Below are 20,773 nucleotides of genomic sequence, written 5' to 3' on the forward strand. Positions count from 1 at the left end.
GTGGTTTGGTCCCTAGTTCAAAGTTATTTTTTGGAAACCCCTGACTTATTCAAAAGAAGGTTGGTTCAAATGAAATAAGGTTGATTTGATGCGCAAGGTGCATATATCGAAAATCGTGATATTTATTTGTTCAAACCTATTAAATGTTATAATTTTTAACAACTAATTAAAACGAACAATTGAAAAATGAAAAAAAACAGATTTAATTTAGATTTGGGCTGGTCAAAGCTCATGATTGCAGGTACCCTTTGCGGTGCTTTTTTATTTACTTCATGTTCTGAAGATTCCCTTGACTCCCCTGAAGCTGAGCTAGGGGATGTACAGAAAACTGAACTTGAGTTAAAATCCGGTTCGTTCGATCCCATTATCATCGATGACTTGGGTGAAGGTTCTTTAAAAACGACTACGGCGGCGGGTGTAGATCGTGGGCGTTTTAATATAACCTTAAAGTATTTATTGCCACCTACGGATAGACAAGTGGAAGTTTTTGAAGCCGCAGCCGCCAGATGGGAACGAATTATTATTAAGGATGTTCCTTCGTTCACAGGTACATTACCCTCCGCATTTGATGGGTTGCCACCTGTTGTCGAGGATGGAACCGTGGATGACATCATTATTGAAGTAGCGTTGGCACCCATTGACGGTCCAGGGAATATCTTAGGGCAGGCAGGGCCAAGCTTCGTGAGAACTGACGATTTCCTCACACTTTCCGGAGTGATGTTTTTTGACGTGGCCGATTTGGATTTTCTCGAACAATTGGATTTGTTCGAAGAGGTCATCGTGCACGAAATGGGCCATGTTCTAGGAATAGGTACCTTATGGAACACAGCACCTTTTGGTTTTGATAGAACATTACGTGTTGGTACGCCCGATGCTCCCTATTTTGCAGGTAGAAAAGCAAATGTGTTCTGGAATGCGGAAGGTGGTACGGATGAGCTTCCCATCGAAGGCGACTTTGGTCCAGGTACGCGTTTTGGACATTGGGACGAAGGTGCACTCAACAACGAGTTGATGACAGGATTCTTAAATTTAGGAGAAAACCCGTTAAGCAGAATCACAGCAGGCTCTATGTCGGATTTAGGGTATGGGGCTGCCAGCGTTGGGGAATCCTATGATCTGCCCAAAGGTACGCCAGGAATTGCGGCTAAAGGTACCGGTGAAGGACTGCACATTGCTAAAATGGAAACCTTATTGCAACCTATTGGTTTTGTGAATATGAAAAAATAATTCGGAAAATTAAGGTCCGATCTAAAAAGCCCGTTCCAAAAGTTTGGAATGGGCTTTTTTGTATGTAAATTTTTTGGGAGGTGTAACATATTTCCGAAGCTCTTAGGTCGGTCATTAATTATGTTTGTTAAGAAAATATGGTATTCGTTGAGATACTAGTATCTGTAGCAAATACCTATATTGATTGGGTTACATGGATTCTAGCTCACCATAATTCTCTTAAACTGGTATGTGAAAGAATAAATACCAAAAAAGTGTAAGTTACTTAATGCGCAGCATGTCCAAAAAGGGAAGTAACACAGTAATATTTAAAGAAAGCCAATCTTCTAGTACAATGGGATTGGGAAATAACTTTGACAAGGACCGAGGACCGATTTTTGCCATAGCTTATATCGCTGGAATAGCATATTAAGGAATAACAAATACAAAACTGTTGCTTTATAGGGAGAGCTAATAAATTATTCAAAAAAAAATAAAAAGTCTCGGCATCGCACAACAGCTTTTTTTAAAGTTATTTCCAAATAAAATGTGGAATAAATAGTAAGTCTTGTAAGAAAATGCTTCTATATTCGTTACCTTCTTATTAAAAAGATTTGGGTCATGTTTTTTACATAGCCAAAATTATAAAACCAACCTTTTATGATTAGAAAACTATGCTATTCCATTTTATTCGTTGTTTCATTGCAATCATGTTCCACCGAAGAAGAGCAACAAAAAATTCCTGATACCGTAGCACCGGTAATAGAGGTTTCTATAGCAGGTATTCCCAATTTAAGCATGGGCCCAATAAAAGTGGGTAGTAGCGTAAATATAAGTATTGATGCTAAGGACGAAAGTGGAATAAAAAGAGTGGAAGCGTTTATTGATGATCAAAAAGTTGGTGAGGATTTAATCGCACCTTATGAATTGATTTTAGACTTGACTTTTTTCTCCGCAAAAAAACAGGTCATTAGTTCAAAAAATGCGGATTATAAATTGAGTATTCTAGTGACGGATATCGCCGATAATGAAACCCTCAAAGAATTTACTATAATAATAGACAATGATGTACCCTTAATAACGGAAGTTACCCTAGAAGAGGGAGATATGTTACAGGGAATTGATAATGCAATTATGTTTTCCGCTACGGATAATGACGAAATTTCCTCAGTTTCTGTTCTTGTTAATGGACAATCGATACCGTATGCTCAAGAAAATAAGTACAATTTTAACCTAGACACATCAAACCTTCAAGATGGACCCAATGAATTGCAAATTCAGGTTTCTGACTTAGCAGGTAATACAGCCTCCTACACTGTTACTTTTCTTGTCGACAACTCAGGACCTGAAATAGTATTGGACGCGTTGGAACCGGATATGATAATCGATGAACAGATTACCCTAAATCCAGTTGTAACCGATTCCTTTTCAGAGGTAGATACACTTCAACTATACTTTAGGGATGAGTTGATTCATGAATTTGATCTAACTACAGAAATTAGTTTTGATTTCAATCCTGACCTTTTTGAATTAGGAGAAGGAGAAATTAAATTTATTGCCACGGATAGTTTGGGTAATAAAACCATTTCTATTTGGAGTGTATTATTACAGCGGCTCATATTTACTTTAAATATTCCGGATGATTATTTAAGCTATAATATTCCTGCTTCACATTATGTCATAGCTTCGAATTTGGACGGTAGTTTGATTGATATTGAACAACTCACCCATGATTCTAGACAAGTAAAATTACATGCAGTTGAGAACTTTGCTATAGATCAAGAATTCACCATAACTTTTGCATCTTTGGGATCAAATGGTGTTGCTTCTTATTTGTACAGTATAACCAATGTCAATCTAGAAAACCTAAATACACTTACCCTGGAGACCTCCACTCGTTACACCGGGGATGGCGGTACGTATTATCCCATTAATGGAAAACCTCAGGATTTACAGCTCTCCTTTTTTGGAAGAGATTATTATTTTTCCTCTAATGAAGCAGGCGATCCCCTTGTTACCAATTTTACAAGTTCAAACATGATGGATACTCAGGATCCTGCATATATGTATGGATTTAATCCCATTACCAATTTTTACAGTTACTTATTGATTGAGAGGCCTATAGCTTCCGGTTTCGAGATTAATTATTCAGATTTCGTTCAGGACAATTTAGTTGATAAACAAATAATTATGACACCTGCAGAATATATGACCGAAACAAAGAATTTAAGTATTTATGGTTTTTTTAATCAAACAGGTGAAGTCAATGATATCTACCATCAAATTTGGAGTTACGGATATGGAGCCAATGCCAGTTTTGGATACAATTATATTTTAAACACCCAGTTTTATTCCCATGCCCATAGTTTTAATTCAGGCAATTATCAATCCAAAGGTTTAGGTATTCCCCGGGATAATATTAGCATTCCAGATTGGACCGTTAATTTTTCAATGACAAATAACGAAGTACAAATTTCGACCACTGGAACAGGGCATTCGATAGGTGAAATTTATATGGAAGGTGGCTATGATATAGGGGCGCCCTATCAATGGAATTTGTTTTTTGATAGCTCTAAAATCACATCCATATCATTACCCAATATACCCGAACTGTTACAGAATTTTCCAATTTACGATGTCTACAAGAATAATCAGATTGAGATTGGTAGGGTATCCGTAGGTAGATATGAATCATTCAATGGTTATAACTCGTATCTAGAACAGATAATTAAAGGTAATAAGGCATTTAAAAAGGCAGCGCCAAGGTTCGAGAGTATTTTTACGGGTGAAACTACCCAAACATTTTCCAACAACGATTATTTTTGGAATTGGTGGTAGACGTGAATACTTGTCATAGTAGAAAACGACATTACTATCAGCACCTAAGTAAATTTTGGTTACTTTAGAAAACTTTTGGGTATGGCACCCAAATCAAGTTTATGAACGATAGTAAGTAATTCAAAATGATCAAATGACCATTTCATTAAATCGCATTTCCTTTAGTTTTCTATGTTTTTTGCTATTGATTTTTTCCTGTAAGCAACAGGAAGAAAAGGCGAAATTCAAAATTGAACGCTCCAAGGAACTCGCCATTAAAAACAAGGTTCACAATCAATTGTTGGATATCGAAAAAGAACAGGGGTGGAGGTTACTATTTGATGGTAAGACCCTGGACGGGTGGCATTTGTTTAATAAACCCGATTCTACAAGCTTTTCGGCTTGGGAAGTGAAAGATGGTGCCATTTATTGCAACGCTACAGATGAAAGCAGAGTATTTGGGGATTTGGTAACAAATACCGAATTCGAGAACTTCGAACTTCAATTCGAGTGGCAAATGGGCCTTCGCGGTAACGGCGGTGTCTTCATCAATGTTCAGGAAACCCCAGTGTATCGTGCGACCTATGAGACCGGTCCAGAATATCAACTATTGGACCCTGAACACTCTGATACAAACACTCCCATGAAAAGACCCGGTTGCCTTTGGGGCCTTTATCCACAAACGAACGAGGCAAAGGCCAATCCCACAGGACAATGGAACACAGCCAAAATCGTGCAACAAGATGGTCAAATACAATTCTACCTCAACGGAATTCTTACGGCAGAAGCGGATTTAACATCTCCAGAATGGTCAAAAACGGTCGCGGAGTCAAATTTTAGGGACCGACCCGCATTTGGAAGGGCCACCCAAGGAAAAATCGCCCTACAGAACTGGTATTTTGAATCGTGGTTCCGTGATATTAAGATTCGGGAGTTGCGTTAAAAATTTAGGATAGCATTTTTAAAGTATTCAAAGAATAAACTTAAAGGCTATTGTTCCCTATTCACGACCACTTCAAAAAAAGGGAACATAAGGGTTTTGCGCTTTCTAGTATATCAATTTTTAGAAAAGTCACGAAATTCGAATGGACTATCCGTATATTTAAGGGTATAAGAGGGCCGTGCCTTTCCGGTCAAACGTTGAAGTCACTAAAAATATATGAAAATGAAATTTGCACCCTTATTTATTGCCTTATTTACGATAGGAAACCTATTGAATGCTCAAGATCGACTGACCGGTGAAACCTTTACGACCCGCTCCGAAATTCTGGCCCAAAACGGAATGGCCGCCACCAGTCAGCCCTTGGCCACCCAAGCTGCCTTGGACATCCTAAAAAAAGGAGGTAGTGCCATGGATGCGGCTATAGCTGCCAACGCGGTATTGGGATTGGTAGAACCGGCGAGTTGTGGTATTGGCGGAGATATCTTCGCCATCGTATGGTCTGCCAAGGAACAAAAACTGTACGGTTTCAATGGAAGTGGCAGGGCACCCAAATCCCTTTCCATTGACTACTTTATCGATAAGGGTATGAAATATGTACCATTTTATGGTCCTTTGCCTGTGTCGGTACCAGGTTGCGTGGATGGTTGGTTCACATTGCACGAAAAATTCGGGAAAATACCCATGAAGGATATCCTGAAACCCGCCATTGACTATGGAAACAATGGTTTTCCGGTATCGGAAGTCATCGCCTATGAAATGGTATCCAATTATGAATCGGTTCAAGGCCAACCCGGTTTTGCCGACACCTATATGCCAAATGGCCGTCCACCCATGAAGGGTGAAGTTTTTGTCAATACCAATTTAGCCAATACCTATCAGCTTATTGCCAATGAAGGTCGGGATGTCTTTTACAAGGGTTCCATTGCCAAAACGATTGACAGTTATATGAAAAAGCACGGCGGATTCTTACGTTATGAAGATCTGGCCAACCACACTTCCAATTGGGTGGAACCTGTGTCCGTGAACTATCGGGGTTACGATGTTTGGGAATTGCCGCCCAACGGACAAGGTACAGCAGCCCTGCAGATGTTGAACATTCTTGAAGGATTTGATATAGGTGAAATGGGTTTTGGTAGTACCGAATACCTGCATGTGCTCACGGAAGCAAAAAAACTGGCCTATGAAGATAGGGCGAAGTTCTATGCCGACCCGGAATTCAACAAAATTCCTTTGGAAACATTGCTATCGGATGAATACGCTGCGCAACGAAGAAAGCTTATAAACATGGACAAAGCGGCCGACACCTATCCCGCTGGGGATATGGAAATCGAAACGGGGAATACAACATATTTGACCGTAGCCGATAAGGACGGCAACATGGTCTCTTTGATACAAAGTATTTATTCCGAATTCGCTTCCGGGATGGTGCCGGACGAATTGGGATTTGTCCTCCAGAACAGGGGGCAAATGTTCAATGTACAGGATAAAGACCATGCCAATGCCCTGGAACCGGGGAAACGCCCCTTTCATACCATAATCCCTGCTTTCATTACCAAGGATGGTAAACCGTGGGTAAGTTTCGGACTCATGGGCGGGGCCGTTCAGCCCCAGGGCCATGCACAGATTGTAGTGAACGTTGTTGACTTTGGTATGAATTTGCAGGAAGCTGGGGATGCACCCAGAATGCGACACACAGGAAGTTCACAGCCTACAGGATCCGAAATGACCAACGGAGGCACCTTGAATCTTGAGTCCGGTTTTGCACCTGAAACCAGACGGGAATTACGAAAGAAAGGCCATCGCATCGGTTTTGGGGTAGGCATGTATGGAGGCTATCAGGCCATTGGTGTCGATTTGGAAAACAAGGTGTACACAGGCGCATCGGAGTCGCGTAAGGATGGTCAGGCAGCAGGATATTAATTTAGTGAAAAATGAAAATCGGAACAACATACAAATCGGTTTTGCTGATGCTGGGTTTTTTGGTACTCGGTTCCTGCAAGGCACAGGTGAAAGAGGCTACTGCCGACTATGAATACAAAGCAGGTGACATCAATGGCATCGGGAAATGGTATATGGGTCGGGAAATCGCCCACGTCATGGGATTTCAAGGCATGAACTGGTTGGAACGCCCGGAGCGTGAGGAAGAGGAGAACACCTCCAAATTGCTCAAGAACATGGATATTCAGCCCACGGATGTCATTGCCGATATCGGGGCGGGTTCCGGCTACCATGTGTTTAAAATGGCTCCTAAGGCAAAACTAGGAGCCGTGTATGCCGTGGACATCCAAAAGGAAATGCTTGCGGCTATCGGCTCAAAAAAAGAGTCCCAAAATGTACCGAATGTTCAAATTGTACTGGGAAGTGAAAGGAGTGTCAACCTTCCGGAAAATGCGGTCGATAAGGTGCTGATGGTGGATGTCTATCACGAATTTGCCTATCCGAAAGAAATGATTGCATCCATAAAAAAAGCGCTGAAACCGGATGGAGCTGTATTTCTGATCGAATATAGGGGAGAGGATAGGAGCGTTCCCATAAAGGAGCTCCATAAAATGACCGAGGCCCAAGCCACAAAGGAGTGGGAAGCTGGAGGGTTTACATTAAAGCAAAATGATGGCAACCTTCCTTGGCAACATTGTATGGTGTTTGTGAAAGAGTAGTAATTAGAACCGTTGGCTAAAAATGACCCGCATTTTGTTACCCATAGGGCTTAGAAAGTTCTGTAAGTGGTTTATAGGTAATATTACTTTTGGATTTGTTTTGGTTGGTTGTGCTTCCAAACAAAATATCCAGCAAAGAATAACCCTAGCCGCACCAGAGGAGAAAGTTATGCTAGAACGGCCAAACAGCCATCGAACAAGGTCGAATACCTGGAGTTATGTATTTGATGACCATGATTACATTAACCTGCCTTTAAGTGTGACTCCCTTGAACGCAATTAGTACATTGGACTCGCTAGCACAAAAGGATAAGGCAGTATCTGTTGATGTAACTCCTAAAAGTCTGGTAGCGCAAAGAATCGTTGAGAACTATTTAAAAAGCGAGAATAAGGAACCCACGGGCCACTGTCTCACCGTGAGCAAAACCCGTTTTGAAAAAGCTTACAAAGAAATCCATGGCCACTCCGTTTATCAGGACTTACCGGAATATATGGGCACAAAGAGGTATACCCCAAAACAGGTCTATAATTTACTCTATGTGTCCGCTTCCGATACGAAAAGGGGTTGGCGAAGCCTTCCGGAAGCCTACAGAGGCAAGGGAAACGCAGGGGCTGTGGCGTATGCCGGTATGGGAACCTTAGTCGATACAAAGGGGGTTTGGGCAGGGGAGTTGCAACCCGGGGCGTTGATGCAGGTATGGCGATTTAAGGATGACTATGAAAAAGTGGTGAAGGGAGCTGATGTGAAGAAACTGGACCCCTACGGACATTCCTTCATTTTCATCGCTTACGTGCGAAATGAAAAAAATGAAATTGAAGGCCTTAAGATTGCCGATCAAGGATTTCAAAGTTACCGACCTTTGGTACCTAGGGATTACGAAGTTTGGTGGGGGGTTAACCTCAGTATTTAGGGAATAGGGGAAGTTAAGGTGCAGGATTTAACTTTTTATACATACTTAATTCGTAATGAATACGTTACTTTACTATAAGGAACACGAGCACTTGGAAAAATCATGTTTTATCTTTCGTTATTATTTTCCCTGATTTTTACACTTCCCTCTACGGTGAATGCCGGTAAAAATAGGGATGTATCCCATGCATCGGAAATGAAAGGGCCTCTTGAAGAATTAAAGGAGGATAACGAAAAGAAAACAGCACTTTTTGAGATGGATCCCGATAGTATCGCCATTTCCTATAAAAATACCAAAACGGCCGCCGAATCCCTACGAGTAAAATTACAGAAAGACCTTTGGACAGGCACTATTACCCTTGACCACGTTAAAAAGGCCTTCACCAATCAGTTGGTTAATGAAATCCTTCCGCACTGGTATGGCACACCTTGGAGTTTCGGGGGTCATACAGAAGTTCCCAATCAAGGAAAAATAGCATGTGGATATTTTATATCTACCACCTTACGTGATATGGGTGTAAAGCTAAATCGATATACCTTGGCCCAAAAATCGCCCTTAGATGAAGCAAAAATGATCAGTTGTGGGTCTGAAATTAAAAGTTTTGTACAAGAAACCCCGGAGAATGCCTTGGCGGAAATCGATCGTTTGACTCACGAAGGACTCTATTTTATAGGTTTTGATGAAGGCCACGTGGGCTATCTTTTAAAAAGGGACGGAGAATTACTTTTAATTCATTCCAACTATTTTTCACCTGTTTCCGTCTGTATGGAAAAACTAAATGAATCACGGGTGCTTACAAAATTCAAAAAATTTCATCTTGTGGCCATTTCCCATAATGAACCGCTTTTGCAACGTTGGTTGGAAAATGGTACAGTTTTGTAATCATAATATCAAAGATTCAAAATACAATCATTGCGTACTTATCCCTACTGGTATTCAAAACGGAAAAAGCCATTGTATTTTCTCAATAGCTGGTTAGAAAAAGTTTAAACCCAATAGAATTAAATCGTAAACGTCAGTCCAAAGCTAACGTTGGAGGCACGGTCATTCTCCCTGATTGGCGAAAAACTACTGTAGAAGTAGTTATAGAGTGCAGAGAGGCTAATAATTTTACTAATAGGTAATTCCGCTTTCAGCTGACATAAAATTCGGTGGTTGTTGATGGCATCGTACAGGGGCTGAAAATATACCGTTCCGGTTATATCCAACTTGGTATTTTTAAACGATTGGTTAACGGACAAATAACTACTGTTTCTGTGATTGAAGAATCGTTGGTCGGTTTCCGCCACTTCTTCAATTTCATACATATACGCATTCCCAAAATAAGCAGTGGTTCTTTCGGTGGATAAAAACTTTAAACGAATACCGGCACCGACCAAATTCCGACTCGTAATGGTCAACAAGGCATTGTTCTGGTTCTGGACAAAGGCTTCCAAGCGAAATAGCTTCGACAATTTATGATTATACCGCACATGGAAAAACCAGGTGTTCTGAAAATCTTGATTTTTACTTCGTATGAGCTTATAGTTACCGATGAAAAAGTAAATTTTGTTTAAATCCTTGGATTTTACCTGCGTGGTAAGGTTGGACGCCACTTGGAATATATAATCCCCATTGTTATCCGTGTAATCGAAAAGCACATCGCTTTTTAGGGCGAATCGGGTCGAATCTGTTTGCATGCGCTTTGACTCGATATTGACCAATTGACCCATAACCGAATTCGATATAAAGCATAAAATAAGAAAGGAGACTAGGGTTTTCAAGGGTTTCATTATATAGGGTTGGCTCGTTTTTGTCAAAGGTACCCAAAACCAATCGATATAACTTTCCGCCCACCTCAGCTAGGTTTTTAAGTGTAGTGCCCAAATCTATGAAGGAGTAGCTTGCCTAGAATCAAAGGTCAACAGGCATCCCTTGAAATGTAATGTTTTTAAAATGTACATATTAAAACGGCCAAGAGCTACTTCCTTGGTACAATCAAAGGGAGGCTATTGTATCCCAACTTTTTGTTTCGTGCCGATCTTCAATGCCCGGTCTGGTGTTTGGTAGCGTTATAAAAAAGGTAGTTCCCTTTCCTTTTCCACTGGATTCTGCCCTAATGTCCCCACCATGCGACACAACAATTTGTTTTGTCATATAAAGGCCCAGACCACTTCCCTTAACATTTGGGTGAAATCGCTCAAACGGAGAAAATAATTTTCCTAAGGATTCTTTATCCATTCCCGATCCGTTATCTATGACCTGAAATTCTACTTCCTTTTCAGTTTTTTTAGCTTTAACAACAATCAATGGCTTGCTTTGGTTTCCCATATATTTTATGGCATTGTCCAAGAGGTTGCTAAAAACCTGAATCATTCTGTTTTTATCCGCGTAAATAGTGGGCAAGTTTTCGTGAATTTCCAATGCAATGTGATTGACCTCCAATTTACCCCAAACTAAATTAAGTGCCAGTTGGATGATTTCGTTTGAATTCAAAAATTCATTTTCGTTCTTTATTTTTCCAATTCTTGCCATTTTCCCCAAATCACCAATTAGGTCGCCCATGGTATCACAGGAGGTATGTATCATTTCAAGATATTTTTCCATATCGGGGTTTTCGGCCAAATTTATATCCATTGGAATAAGGTTCGCAATTCCCTTTATTCCACTCAGTGGGCTCTTTAAATCGTGGGTTACCGAATACGTAAATCGTTGTATTTCCTCATTTTGAAGGGATAGCTCATCCGCGGCCTTTAGTAGCTTTTTTTGTTGGATTTGAAGCTCCTTGGTACGTTCGGAAATCTTTCTTTCCAGCTTTAATTGATTTGCTTTAAGGCTCCGGATGCGGATGTAGTGGATTAGATATATCAGTCCTAATATAAAACAGGTCAAGATCAAGCCAAACCACCATGTTTTCCAAAAGGGAGGAGTAATGCGTATGTGAAGCAGCCTTTCATTGGCATTCCAGATCCCATCTGAATTTGTGGATTTAACGTGTAGTACGTAATCCCCGGAATGTAAATTGGTGTAGGTGGCCGATGTTTTGTTTCCAACATAGTTCCATTTGTTTTCAAACCCTTCCAAATAATAGGCATAACGCACTTTCTCTGCCGCTTTTAGCGTCAGCGCTTTAAATTCAATATTGAAAACCGAGTGTTTGTGACTGAGGGTTATGGAATCCACTTGGTTGATGTCTTCCTGCAAAACCCCAAAACGATCATTTGGGCGAACGGATGTATTGAAGATCTTAAGGTCGGACAGCAATACTACTGGGGCGTCCGTTTGTTTTGCCGCCTGTTTGGGATTGAAAATATTGAACCCATTTGGGCCGCCAAAAACGATATCAAAATTGAAAGTCCTGTAAAAGGCAGAGGAGTTGTACTCATCACCTTGTAGGCCATCATACATGTCATAATCCAAAAACTCGCCGGTCTCTTCCTCATATCTTGTAATGCCCTTATCCGTGCTGATCCATAAAAAGCCATTTACATCCTGTACCAATCCCCGTATCGCATCGCTTAGCAATCCATCGGCTATGGTAATGGATGTAAAGGTTTTGTTTTCAGGGTCAAATTTATTGAGTCCCGCCTGCGTGCCCACCCAGATATTGCCATCATCATCTTGGGTTAGTACGTTCACAAAATTATCGCTCAGGAAATTGGTATCGCTCAAATTGTGATATTGATCATGGGACCAAGCACCGTTTTCCTCAATTAGCCTAAAGACGCCCATGGTTTCCGTACCTACCCATATAGTGCCTTCGTCGTCCTCCAATAAACGTGCTACCGAGGAAATTTTTTCACTATAGATTTCGGATTCCAGTTCTATATCTTCGAACAATTCCGTATCTGGGTGGTACACTTGCAGTCCTCCCCTAAAATTGGCAATCCATATCCTACCCTTGCTATCCTTTAAAAGATCAATGATATTATTGGAGGAAAGAGAGGAGTTCGTCGTATCCCACACTTCGTACGCTTTTGTAGCCGTATCAAAAATGGTAAAACCCGTACCCCAGGAACCGATCCATAATTTATCCTTATCAAAAGTCAGTGTGAGCACCACGTTGGTGTTCAAGTTGCCCACATCCAAGGAAAAATGTTCAAAACGGTTCGCCTTCCTATCCCAATAATTAAGACCGCCACCGTCCGTTCCAATCCATAAGCCCCCATTTTCGTCCTCTGCGAAGGACGTAACGATATTATTGCTCAGTGAATTCCGGTCAAAAGGGTTTGCCGCTATTTTTTGAAATTTGTAGTAATTCCTGTCGTAAAAGCTGATTCCTTTCTTGTAGGTGCCCACGTACATGACCCCATTTCGTGTTTTATGTAGCGACCAAATGGAATTATTGGGTATGGAACTTGGATTTTTATAATCCAGTTTCGTATTGGATATTGTACCGTTGGCTAGCTGGTAGAGGGACAGTCCGCCATTCTCCGTACCCAACCAGACATTACCACAATCATCTTGTTCCATGGCCAATAGGGCATGGCCTTGACTGACCATAATCGGGTTCTCGTCGGTAAATGTGCCCTCTTTTAAGTTATAAATTAGGAGTTCCCCATTCCGCATACCAAGAAAAAATTGGGAGGCACCTATTTGTAGGGCACTGCTTGTGTTCTGTAGGTTATCGATTTCCTGCTTTATGGTCAACGCTTCATCGATAATGTAGCTTTTGCCCTCCGTTACGATGAAATAGTCCTGGTTGGCCAAGGGAAATATTTCAATAATTCGGTTGTTGTTCGGTTTGTCCTGTTCCGACTTCGGAAACTCCAAATGTCCAGTTTTTCCTGTTTTGGTATGATAACGGTACAGACCATGCTCAGAGGTTCCCAACCATAGGGATTCCTGAATGTTTTTGATCACCATGATATGCTCGCTCTGTATTTTCCCGCCTTCCGTTTGGAATGGATAGGGCCGAATGACCGCTAGCTTCTCATCATACAAGTTAAGCCCTCTGCTGGTGCCAATCAACAACGTTCCCTTCAGATCCTCATATATATATTCAATATGGCCATGAGTCAAGCCCATAGTACTATCACGTGATTCTTCAAAAACTTTAAAATCGCTACCGTCGTACCTATTGATGCCCTTGGTGGTCCCGACCCAGAGAAAACCGTGTTTATCCTCAAATATCTCGGTGACCGTATTTTGGGATATAGGTGCTTTGATCGGTATAAAATTCAAGGAATCCAAATTGGATTGGGAGAATGAAAAGTAAGTCCCTAGTACTAGGAGTACGTTGGCCGTCACCAAGGAGAGGGCAGTTCTTTTCATTACTGAAATCTAAATTGTAGTATTTTACTTTCAAAGAAAAGGTTTAATTTCTTAGTATAAAAATTATGTTGCCAACCCTGGGTTATATGTTGTGAAATGATTGCTATTGACAAAATATAATTTGGGTATTCGTCATAAAATGAAGGTTTTAGCTTGTAACATGAAGCGTAAGTACCACACTGTACCTTGATGTTGTTTTGTCTCTTTTAGAAGTGAAAAACCCCTCGAGGTATTTCCACTTTAGTTTACCTTGGGCATTGGGTGAAAAGAATATATGTTTTTTTGAACGCACCTTGCGCAGCAAAACGAAAGGCTCGGTACGGGTCGCTGGGGGAGACATATCACATTTTTATTCCTGATTCCCCTTCGACTTACCTCGACTCCGCTCAGTACAAGCCGCTCAGGGGACAGGCAATTAAACTTTTACGATCATTTTTCCTTTTTTCTTGCCATCCATCATGTCCAAAAAGGCCTGTGGGGTATTTTCAAATCCTTCCACAATCGTTTCACGATAGGTCAATTTTCCCTCGCCCAACCATTTGGATAACTGCTCCATGGCTTCGGGGAATTTATCGGAGTAATTGGAAACGATAAAGCCCTGCATCAAGGCACTGTTCTTGATCAAAAACGGCTGTACGCTCACCCCGGTCGGTGTTTCGGTATTGTTATAGACCGATATCGCTCCGCAATTGATCGTTCTGGCGAACTTGTTGATGCTAAAGAGCACCGCATCGGAGATTTCCCCGCCCACATTGTCAAAATAGATATCCACACCGTTGGGTGCGGCCTCCTTGATGGAGGCTTTCATATCGTCCGTAGTTTTATAATTGATGCCTCGGTCAAAACCGAATTCGGATTTCAACAGTTCCACCTTTTCATCGGAACCGGCAATGCCAATGACCGTAAGGCCCAAGATTTTCCCGATTTGCCCCACAACACTACCCACGGCACCTGCGGCACCGGATACGATCAAGGTTTCCCCTTTTTTCGGTTTTCCGATTTCATGCAGCCCCAAATAGGCCGTTAATCCCGTCATGCCCAAAATACCCAAATAGGCACTCAAGGGTGCTTTATCCGGGTCCACTTTTTGAAGGTTTTCGCCATCGGAAACCTGTACCGTTTTCCAATCCAATCGGTCCCGCACAAAGTCGCCTTTTTTAAAGTTTTCATTTTTAGATTCGATGACTTCCGCGATGATGCCGGAATTGAGAGGTTGTCCCACTTCAAAAGGAGGGACATAGGATTTGGCATCGCTCATCCGTCCCCGTAAATAAGGGTCCACGGAAATATATTTGGTTTCCAAAAGCACTTCCCCATCCTTTAGGGTCAGGTCGTTTTCGGATTCCGTAAGTTCAAAATTGTCTTGGGTAGGCGCCCCTATCGGACGCTTTTTTAGGTGTATCGTTTGTATCATCATATCGTTTTTGTGTTACGTAACTTCGTATGTATTTTAAAAATTTTAAATAAAAATGTCAGTTTAAGTGTATCGAGGAGGACCCATCGTCTTCGCTCAGGGCAGGCTCCGTTGGGCCTTTCCCTTCATTTTTTTCTTGATAAAAAAACGAAGCAAAAAAATCAAGTTGAAAATAGGCAATTGCTGCGCACCATTCACTATCGGGTTTACATGCGTCGTGCTAGCGCACCGCAATTCCAACCCTTCGTTCATTATTACTGATTTTCAACTGACAATTCCGACTCTAATTTATAAGCATGGAACCACCATTGAAATCTAACCATTCCGTTCAAAAAAATGTCACCGCTAATCCGGTATTTCAAGGAGGTCTCGCATCTCGACTCACCTTCGACTTCGCTCAGGGCAGGCTCCTTTGGGCCTTTCCCTTCATTTTTTCCTTGATAAAAAAACGAAGCAAAAAAATCAAGTTGAAAATAGGCAATTGCTGCGCACCATTCACTATCGGGTTTACATGCGTTGTGCCAACGCACCGCACTTCCAACCCTTCGTTCATTATTGCTGATTTTCAAAGGACAATACAAACTCTAATTTATAAACATAGAACCACCATTGAAATCTACTCACTCCGTTCAAAAAAATGTCACCGCTAATCCGGTATTTCAAGGAGGTCTCGCATCTCGACTCCCCTTCGACTTTAGTTTACCTTGAGCGTTGCCGAAAGGCTCAGGGCAGGCTGCTCGAGGAGACATAAGGGTATGACAGATTACGGTAATTCAATCGTGTTGCGTTATTTCGTATGCATTTTAAAAATTTTATATAGAAATGTCAGTTCGAGTGGTTGATTTTCGATTTTTCCATCGAAAATCAAGTGTATCGAGAACCCTTTGGGTCATAAAAAGGTTCTCGATACAATTTTTCTTCATTGCATTGCGAAAAATCACTCGAACTGACCCTTTGATCAAGATGACAGGTTCAAAATCCACAATGGGTTTTTAGTAATTTTAAGTTATCCCCAAGGGAGAGTTTACGTTCTACCTTTAAATATAATCGGTTTGTCGTGTCTGTAGTATGAAAATAAGGGGCAACCGTTCGATTACCCCTTTGCTTTCGTCCATATTTTTCTACAGACTCATGGTTTCGTTTTTCTTACGCGTCCCCGATCATGATGGACTTCGCATTTACGAATTCCTTCATCCCGAATCCACCGTGTTCGCGTCCGTAACCCGAATTCTTGACACCTCCGAAAGGCATATTGGGTTCGGCCAAGCCAAAGGAATTGATAAATACCATTCCGGTATCAAAATATTTGCTGGCCATTTCCACCGCCTTGTCCACATTTTTGGAGAAGATTCCGCCTCCGAGTCCGAATCGGCTATCGTTGGCAATGCGCATCGCATCTTCATTGTCCTTGGCCTTGATCAACGAAGCTACCGGGCCGAACAACTCATCGTCATACGCCGGTTGCCCTTCGCTTACCTGAACCAAAACGGTCGCTGGATAATAAAATCCGTCGCCCTCGGGCAGTTTCCCACCACAGAGGATTTCGGCGCCGTGCTGTACACTTTTCTGTACCTGTTCGTGCAATTTTTCCCGAAGATCCTTTCGCGCCATGGGACCTAAATCCGTTTCCGAATCGGTTGGGTCGCCTAATTTCAGGGCCTTCATCCCTTTTACGAACTTCTCGCGGAACTCGTCATACACCGCTTCGGTCGCAATAAAGCGTTTCGCGGCAATACAGGTTTCCCCGTTGTTATAGATACGTCCTTGGATACATTTTTCCACGGCCAAATCAATATCGGCATCGTCCAAAATAAGGTAGGCATCGTTACTACCCAGCTCCAACACCATTTTCTTCAGTTCGCCACCGGCTTTTTCCCCAATTTTCTTTCCGGCTCCCGGACTTCCCGTCAGGGTAACGCCCCGCACCAATTCGTGCTCTATGATGGTGTCCGATTGATCGTGGGTAATCACCAACACACTGAACAGTCCCTCGGGCAATCCCGCCGTATCGAATATCGATTTCAGGAGTTTGGCCGTTCCGGTCACATTTTCGGCATGTTTCAGCAACACACTGTTCCCCGCCATTAAATTGGCAATGGTATAGCGAATGACCTGATAGGCCGGATAGTTCCAGGGTTGAATCCCATAAATAACGCCCAAAGGGGAGTAGGTGATGATGCCTCTGCCACCATCGGAAATTTCGCGTTCCTCGCTTTTGAGTGCGTCCGGTGCATTTTTGGCGGAAAAGCTACAGATGGCACTGCATAGGTCCACTTCCTGTTCGCTTTGGGTCAGGAGTTTTCCCATTTCGGAGGTCATCATGTCCGCCAGTTCCTTTTTATAGTTCTGTAGTTCTTCCCCAATGGCGGAAATGATTTTGCCCCGTTCCTCCACGGATTTGAACCGCCATTTTTTAAAGGCTTCGTGTGATTTTTGAATGGTGTCGGCCACCTGTGCATCCGTCATTAATGTATGCGTTGTAAGGGCTTTCCCGTTCGCCGGATTGATCGTTTTAAATGTTTTATCTGTTGTTGTCGTTGCCATTACTTTCTGTTTTTTTAGTGAATTATTGTTGTTCGCTGGGTACCAGGTACACATCGTTGATGTTTACACGCTCCGGTTGGGAGAGGGCGTAGTAAATGGCATCTGCTATATCCTCGGCTTCCAAGGTTTCCATTTGCTGCATCTCCTTCATTTTCTCCATGATATCGGCATCGGTAATGGTATCCGTAAGATTGGTCGCAACCGCACCCGGTTCTATGGAAGTGACGTTGATGCCGTATTTTGGGGCCAGTTCCTGCCTCAGCCCTTCGGAAAACATCTTTACTGCGGCCTTTGTGGCGCAATACACCGCGCCGCCCGGAAAGTATCGGTGTGCGGCCATGGACGAAATATTAATGATATGACCGTCTTTATTGGCTTTTAGTTCCGGTAGTACTGCGGCCACACCGTTCAGTACACCCTTAATGTTCACGTCCACCATTTTTTCCCATTCATCGGTCTTCAGTTTTTCTACAAAGGAGAGGGGCATAAGACCTGCATTGTTGATCAGGGCGTTTACGGTTCCGTATTCCGACTTGGCCTGGGAAACCGCATTTTCAAAATGGTCCATTTTGGTGACATCCCCTGCCACGACCAAGGCTGTACCGCCTTTGGCTTCTATGTTGGATTTTAAATCGTTGAGTTCATCTTCACTCCGTGCCATAAGGACCACTTTGGCACCGTGTTCCGTCAACTTATGGGCGGCCGCTTTTCCAATCCCGCTTGAGGCTCCCGTAACTAATATTACTTTGTTTTCTAAATTCATCGTGTTCTTTTTTTATTTCCATTCAATGTAAGCCTGATTGATGGATTTCCTTGACCATAAAGGATGAAGGATTGACGGGTTCGCTATGGAGCGCGCTTTATGGTTTTTAGGGTTAAGGCAGTGTCCTATTAAGGCGAATGGGCACCACAAAGAGACGAAACAATCCGGTCTTGCCATGTTATGTTTAACTCCCTTTAAATCGCCCTTTTCTAGGAATTTTAATTATTTTTAGAAAATAACTAATCCAGCACTACTTTATGAAAATTCCGTATTCGTATCTTCTCGTATTCCTCCTTCTCTTCAGTACCGTTTCCAAGGCCCAAGAGGACGATACTATTCTCAAAAAATTAGAAGAAATCGCCATCATCGACCAAAAGGTCATGATGCCCATGCGGGATGGTATTCGCCTCGCAACGGACATCTATCGGCCCAAGACCAATGAAAAGGTACCCATCATTTTCTCCAGAACGCCCTATAATTTTAATTCCTGGGGCGATGGGGAGCGGAAGACCAGAACGGCGGAAAGGGCGTACGAGGCGGTAAAACGGGGCTATGCCTATGTGGTACAGAATGAGCGGGGCCGCTATTTTTCGGAAGGGGAGTGGGATATCCTGGGCGTTCCCCTTACGGATGGCTATGATGCCTTTAGCTGGATGAAGGACCAACCGTGGTCCAATGGGAAAATCGGTACCTATGGCTGTTCCAGTACGGCAGAATGGCAAATGGCCGTGGCCGCTTTGGACCATCCGGCGCATGCCGCCATGGTACCCCAAGGTTATGGTGCCGGGGTGGGTCGCGTGGGCGATATCCTAGAGCAGGGCAATTGGTACCGCGGCGGGGTAGAGCAGCTATTGTTTTTTTCCTGGCTGTACGGGGTGGAACATGACAAGTTCAAACCCCGCATCCCGGAAAGCGCGACCCAAGAAGACCTGATTCGTATTTCGCGGTTTTACGACCTGGCACCCGAGAATCCGCCCGTGGATATGTCCGAAGCCTTAAAACACTTGCCCATTCAGGATATCCTAAAGAACATGAACGGGAAGAAGGAGATTTTCGATAAAATGGTACGCCGTAAGCCCAATCATCCGGATTGGTATACAGGCGGACTCTATCATGACGATATGGAAATAGGTACCCCTAGTTTTTGGTTCGCTTCTTGGTACGATGTGAGCATCACGCCCAATTTGGCGCTCTTCAATCATGTTCGGAACAATGCCAAAGACCCTGAAATACGGGACAATCAATATATGGTCATCGCCCCAACATTGCACTGCGCCTATACCCGCGCAACGGAAAATACCATCGTAGGGGAGCGTAGCGTTGGTGATGCCCGTCTGAACTATGACGAACAGATCTATGCCTGGTGGGACCTTTGGCTGAAAGGCGAAAACAACGATTTTAAGGAGAAAACACCCAGGGTGCAATATTACACCATGGGGAAGAATATCTGGCAAACCGCCGAGCAATGGCCCCCTAAGGATAGTAAAATGACGACCTATTATCTAAATAGTGACGGGGCGGCCAATACCGGGAATGGCAATGGAACGCTTTCCAGAAAAAAACCCTCCAAAGACCAACCGGATACTTTTGTGTACGACCCTATGAATCCCGTAACCTCCTATGGCGGCAACGTCTGTTGTACGGGCAATGCGGTCCAAGGAGGCGCCTTTGACCAGCAGGTGATGGAGGAGCGTGATGATATACTGGTCTACACCACCGATGTGCTGCAGGAAGGCGTAGAGGTGACCGGTTTTATCGAATCTACCCTTTATGTTTCTACCGATGTCAAGGATACGGATTTTACGATCAAACTGATCGATGTCTATCCGGATGGCAGGGCCTATAACTTGGACGAGACCATTCAGCGTGCGCGTTTTCGCGAGGGGTACGACAAAGAGGTTTTTATGCAAGAGGGCGAAGTGTACAAAATTTACCTTACACCAATGGCCACCAGCAACTATTTTGAGAAAGGACATCGCATTCGAATTGAAGTATCGAGCAGTAATTTCCCGCGTTTTGCCCGTAATTTGAATACCGGGGGCGACAATTACGATGAATCCGAAGGTGTGGTGGCTACCAACAAGATCCACCACTCCAAAGCGTATCCGTCACAGATTCGCTTGCCCATACGTAAGTAGTCCCAAAAACATGTATTCAAGAGCCTTGGAAGATGGGGAATTGCAGGACGTTTTGTAAGGAAATTTGCAGTAACCAAGTAAACTACCTTGGGGCAAGCCACGAGGCATTCGCAGGAAACAAATTTTTA

The 20,773-nt window shown here is 42.8% G+C and carries 14 protein-coding genes; 8 read left to right on the top strand and 6 right to left on the bottom strand.

Annotation, left to right across the window (positions count from 1 at the left end; genetic code table 11):
* Positions 1-186 precede the first annotated feature (186 nt).
* From F0361_RS13295 to F0361_RS13325, 7 genes are all read left to right on the top strand, one after another.
* Complete coding sequence (locus F0361_RS13295) at positions 187-1,227, top strand: leishmanolysin-related zinc metalloendopeptidase (RefSeq protein WP_154919191.1); 1,041 nt, start codon at positions 187-189, stop codon at positions 1,225-1,227.
* A gap of 639 nt (positions 1,228-1,866) precedes the next feature.
* Positions 1,867-4,044, top strand: coding sequence for an Ig-like domain-containing protein (locus tag F0361_RS13300; protein WP_154919193.1), 2,178 nt, complete (start codon positions 1,867-1,869; stop codon positions 4,042-4,044).
* 133 nt (positions 4,045-4,177) lie between these two features.
* Positions 4,178-4,966, top strand: a complete 789-nt coding sequence (locus F0361_RS13305) for a 3-keto-disaccharide hydrolase (RefSeq protein ID WP_154919195.1) — start codon at positions 4,178-4,180, stop codon at positions 4,964-4,966.
* Between the two features lie 222 nt (positions 4,967-5,188).
* Positions 5,189-6,886 carry a gamma-glutamyltransferase gene (ggt, locus tag F0361_RS13310; protein WP_211361172.1) on the top strand — a complete coding sequence of 566 codons (1,698 nt, stop codon included), beginning with the start codon at positions 5,189-5,191 and terminating at the stop codon, positions 6,884-6,886.
* An 11-nt stretch (positions 6,887-6,897) separates the two neighbouring features.
* The gene (locus tag F0361_RS13315) at positions 6,898-7,623 is read left to right on the top strand and encodes a class I SAM-dependent methyltransferase (protein ID WP_154919199.1); all 726 of its coding nucleotides are present in this window, start codon (positions 6,898-6,900) and stop codon (positions 7,621-7,623) included.
* A gap of 22 nt (positions 7,624-7,645) precedes the next feature.
* Positions 7,646-8,533 (top strand): hypothetical protein, encoded by an 888-nt coding sequence (locus tag F0361_RS13320; RefSeq protein ID WP_154919200.1) that lies wholly within the window; start codon positions 7,646-7,648, stop codon positions 8,531-8,533.
* Between the two features lie 102 nt (positions 8,534-8,635).
* Positions 8,636-9,415, top strand: coding sequence for a hypothetical protein (locus F0361_RS13325; protein WP_154919202.1), 780 nt, complete (start codon positions 8,636-8,638; stop codon positions 9,413-9,415).
* Between the two features lie 119 nt (positions 9,416-9,534).
* Here the strand turns inward: F0361_RS13325 and F0361_RS13330 are convergent, their stop codons facing one another.
* From F0361_RS13330 to F0361_RS13350, 6 genes are all read right to left on the bottom strand, one after another.
* Positions 9,535-10,305: a DUF481 domain-containing protein gene (locus F0361_RS13330; RefSeq protein ID WP_154919204.1), complete on the bottom strand. Its 771-nt coding sequence runs from the start codon at positions 10,303-10,305 to the stop codon at positions 9,535-9,537.
* Positions 10,306-10,510: 205 nt separating this feature from the next.
* On the bottom strand, positions 10,511-13,786 hold the full coding sequence (locus tag F0361_RS13335) for a ligand-binding sensor domain-containing protein (RefSeq protein ID WP_154919206.1): 3,276 nt from the start codon (positions 13,784-13,786) through the stop codon (positions 10,511-10,513).
* Positions 13,787-14,201: 415 nt separating this feature from the next.
* Positions 14,202-15,200: an NADP-dependent oxidoreductase gene (locus F0361_RS13340; protein WP_154920257.1), complete on the bottom strand. Its 999-nt coding sequence runs from the start codon at positions 15,198-15,200 to the stop codon at positions 14,202-14,204.
* A gap of 397 nt (positions 15,201-15,597) precedes the next feature.
* Positions 15,598-15,753 carry a hypothetical protein gene (locus F0361_RS18855; RefSeq protein WP_211361173.1) on the bottom strand — a complete coding sequence of 52 codons (156 nt, stop codon included), beginning with the start codon at positions 15,751-15,753 and terminating at the stop codon, positions 15,598-15,600.
* 593 nt (positions 15,754-16,346) lie between these two features.
* Complete coding sequence (locus F0361_RS13345) at positions 16,347-17,744, bottom strand: NAD-dependent succinate-semialdehyde dehydrogenase (protein ID WP_154919208.1); 1,398 nt, start codon at positions 17,742-17,744, stop codon at positions 16,347-16,349.
* A 22-nt stretch (positions 17,745-17,766) separates the two neighbouring features.
* Complete coding sequence (locus F0361_RS13350; protein WP_154919209.1) at positions 17,767-18,507, bottom strand: SDR family oxidoreductase; 741 nt, start codon at positions 18,505-18,507, stop codon at positions 17,767-17,769.
* Positions 18,508-18,764: 257 nt separating this feature from the next.
* Here F0361_RS13350 and F0361_RS13355 point away from each other — a divergent pair, with 257 nt between their 5' ends.
* Positions 18,765-20,645, top strand: coding sequence for a CocE/NonD family hydrolase (locus F0361_RS13355; RefSeq protein WP_154919211.1), 1,881 nt, complete (start codon positions 18,765-18,767; stop codon positions 20,643-20,645).
* Positions 20,646-20,773 lie beyond the last annotated feature (128 nt).

The sequence above is a fragment of the Maribacter flavus genome (assembly GCF_008386635.1).
Classification (GTDB): Bacteria; Bacteroidota; Bacteroidia; order Flavobacteriales; family Flavobacteriaceae; genus Maribacter; species Maribacter flavus.

Bases quoted from the DNA above. Each gene is read 5' to 3' on its own strand.
- F0361_RS13305 (WP_154919195.1), top strand. From the start codon at position 4,178: ATGACCATTTCATTAAATCGCATTTCCTTTAGTTTTCTATGTTTTTTG.
- ggt (WP_211361172.1), top strand. From the start codon at position 5,189: ATGAAATTTGCACCCTTATTTATTGCCTTATTTACGATAGGAAACCTA.
- F0361_RS13330 (WP_154919204.1), bottom strand. From the start codon at position 10,305: ATGAAACCCTTGAAAACCCTAGTCTCCTTTCTTATTTTATGCTTTATA.
- F0361_RS13335 (WP_154919206.1), bottom strand. From the start codon at position 13,786: ATGAAAAGAACTGCCCTCTCCTTGGTGACGGCCAACGTACTCCTAGTA.
- F0361_RS13320 (WP_154919200.1), top strand. From the start codon at position 7,646: ATGACCCGCATTTTGTTACCCATAGGGCTTAGAAAGTTCTGTAAGTGG.
- F0361_RS13350 (WP_154919209.1), bottom strand. From the start codon at position 18,507: ATGAATTTAGAAAACAAAGTAATATTAGTTACGGGAGCCTCAAGCGGG.
- F0361_RS13355 (WP_154919211.1), top strand. From the start codon at position 18,765: ATGAAAATTCCGTATTCGTATCTTCTCGTATTCCTCCTTCTCTTCAGT.
- F0361_RS18855 (WP_211361173.1), bottom strand. From the start codon at position 15,753: ATGAACGAAGGGTTGGAAGTGCGGTGCGTTGGCACAACGCATGTAAAC.
- F0361_RS13345 (WP_154919208.1), bottom strand. From the start codon at position 17,744: ATGGCAACGACAACAACAGATAAAACATTTAAAACGATCAATCCGGCG.
- F0361_RS13325 (WP_154919202.1), top strand. From the start codon at position 8,636: ATGTTTTATCTTTCGTTATTATTTTCCCTGATTTTTACACTTCCCTCT.
- F0361_RS13295 (WP_154919191.1), top strand. From the start codon at position 187: ATGAAAAAAAACAGATTTAATTTAGATTTGGGCTGGTCAAAGCTCATG.
- F0361_RS13300 (WP_154919193.1), top strand. From the start codon at position 1,867: ATGATTAGAAAACTATGCTATTCCATTTTATTCGTTGTTTCATTGCAA.
- F0361_RS13315 (WP_154919199.1), top strand. From the start codon at position 6,898: ATGAAAATCGGAACAACATACAAATCGGTTTTGCTGATGCTGGGTTTT.
- F0361_RS13340 (WP_154920257.1), bottom strand. From the start codon at position 15,200: ATGATACAAACGATACACCTAAAAAAGCGTCCGATAGGGGCGCCTACC.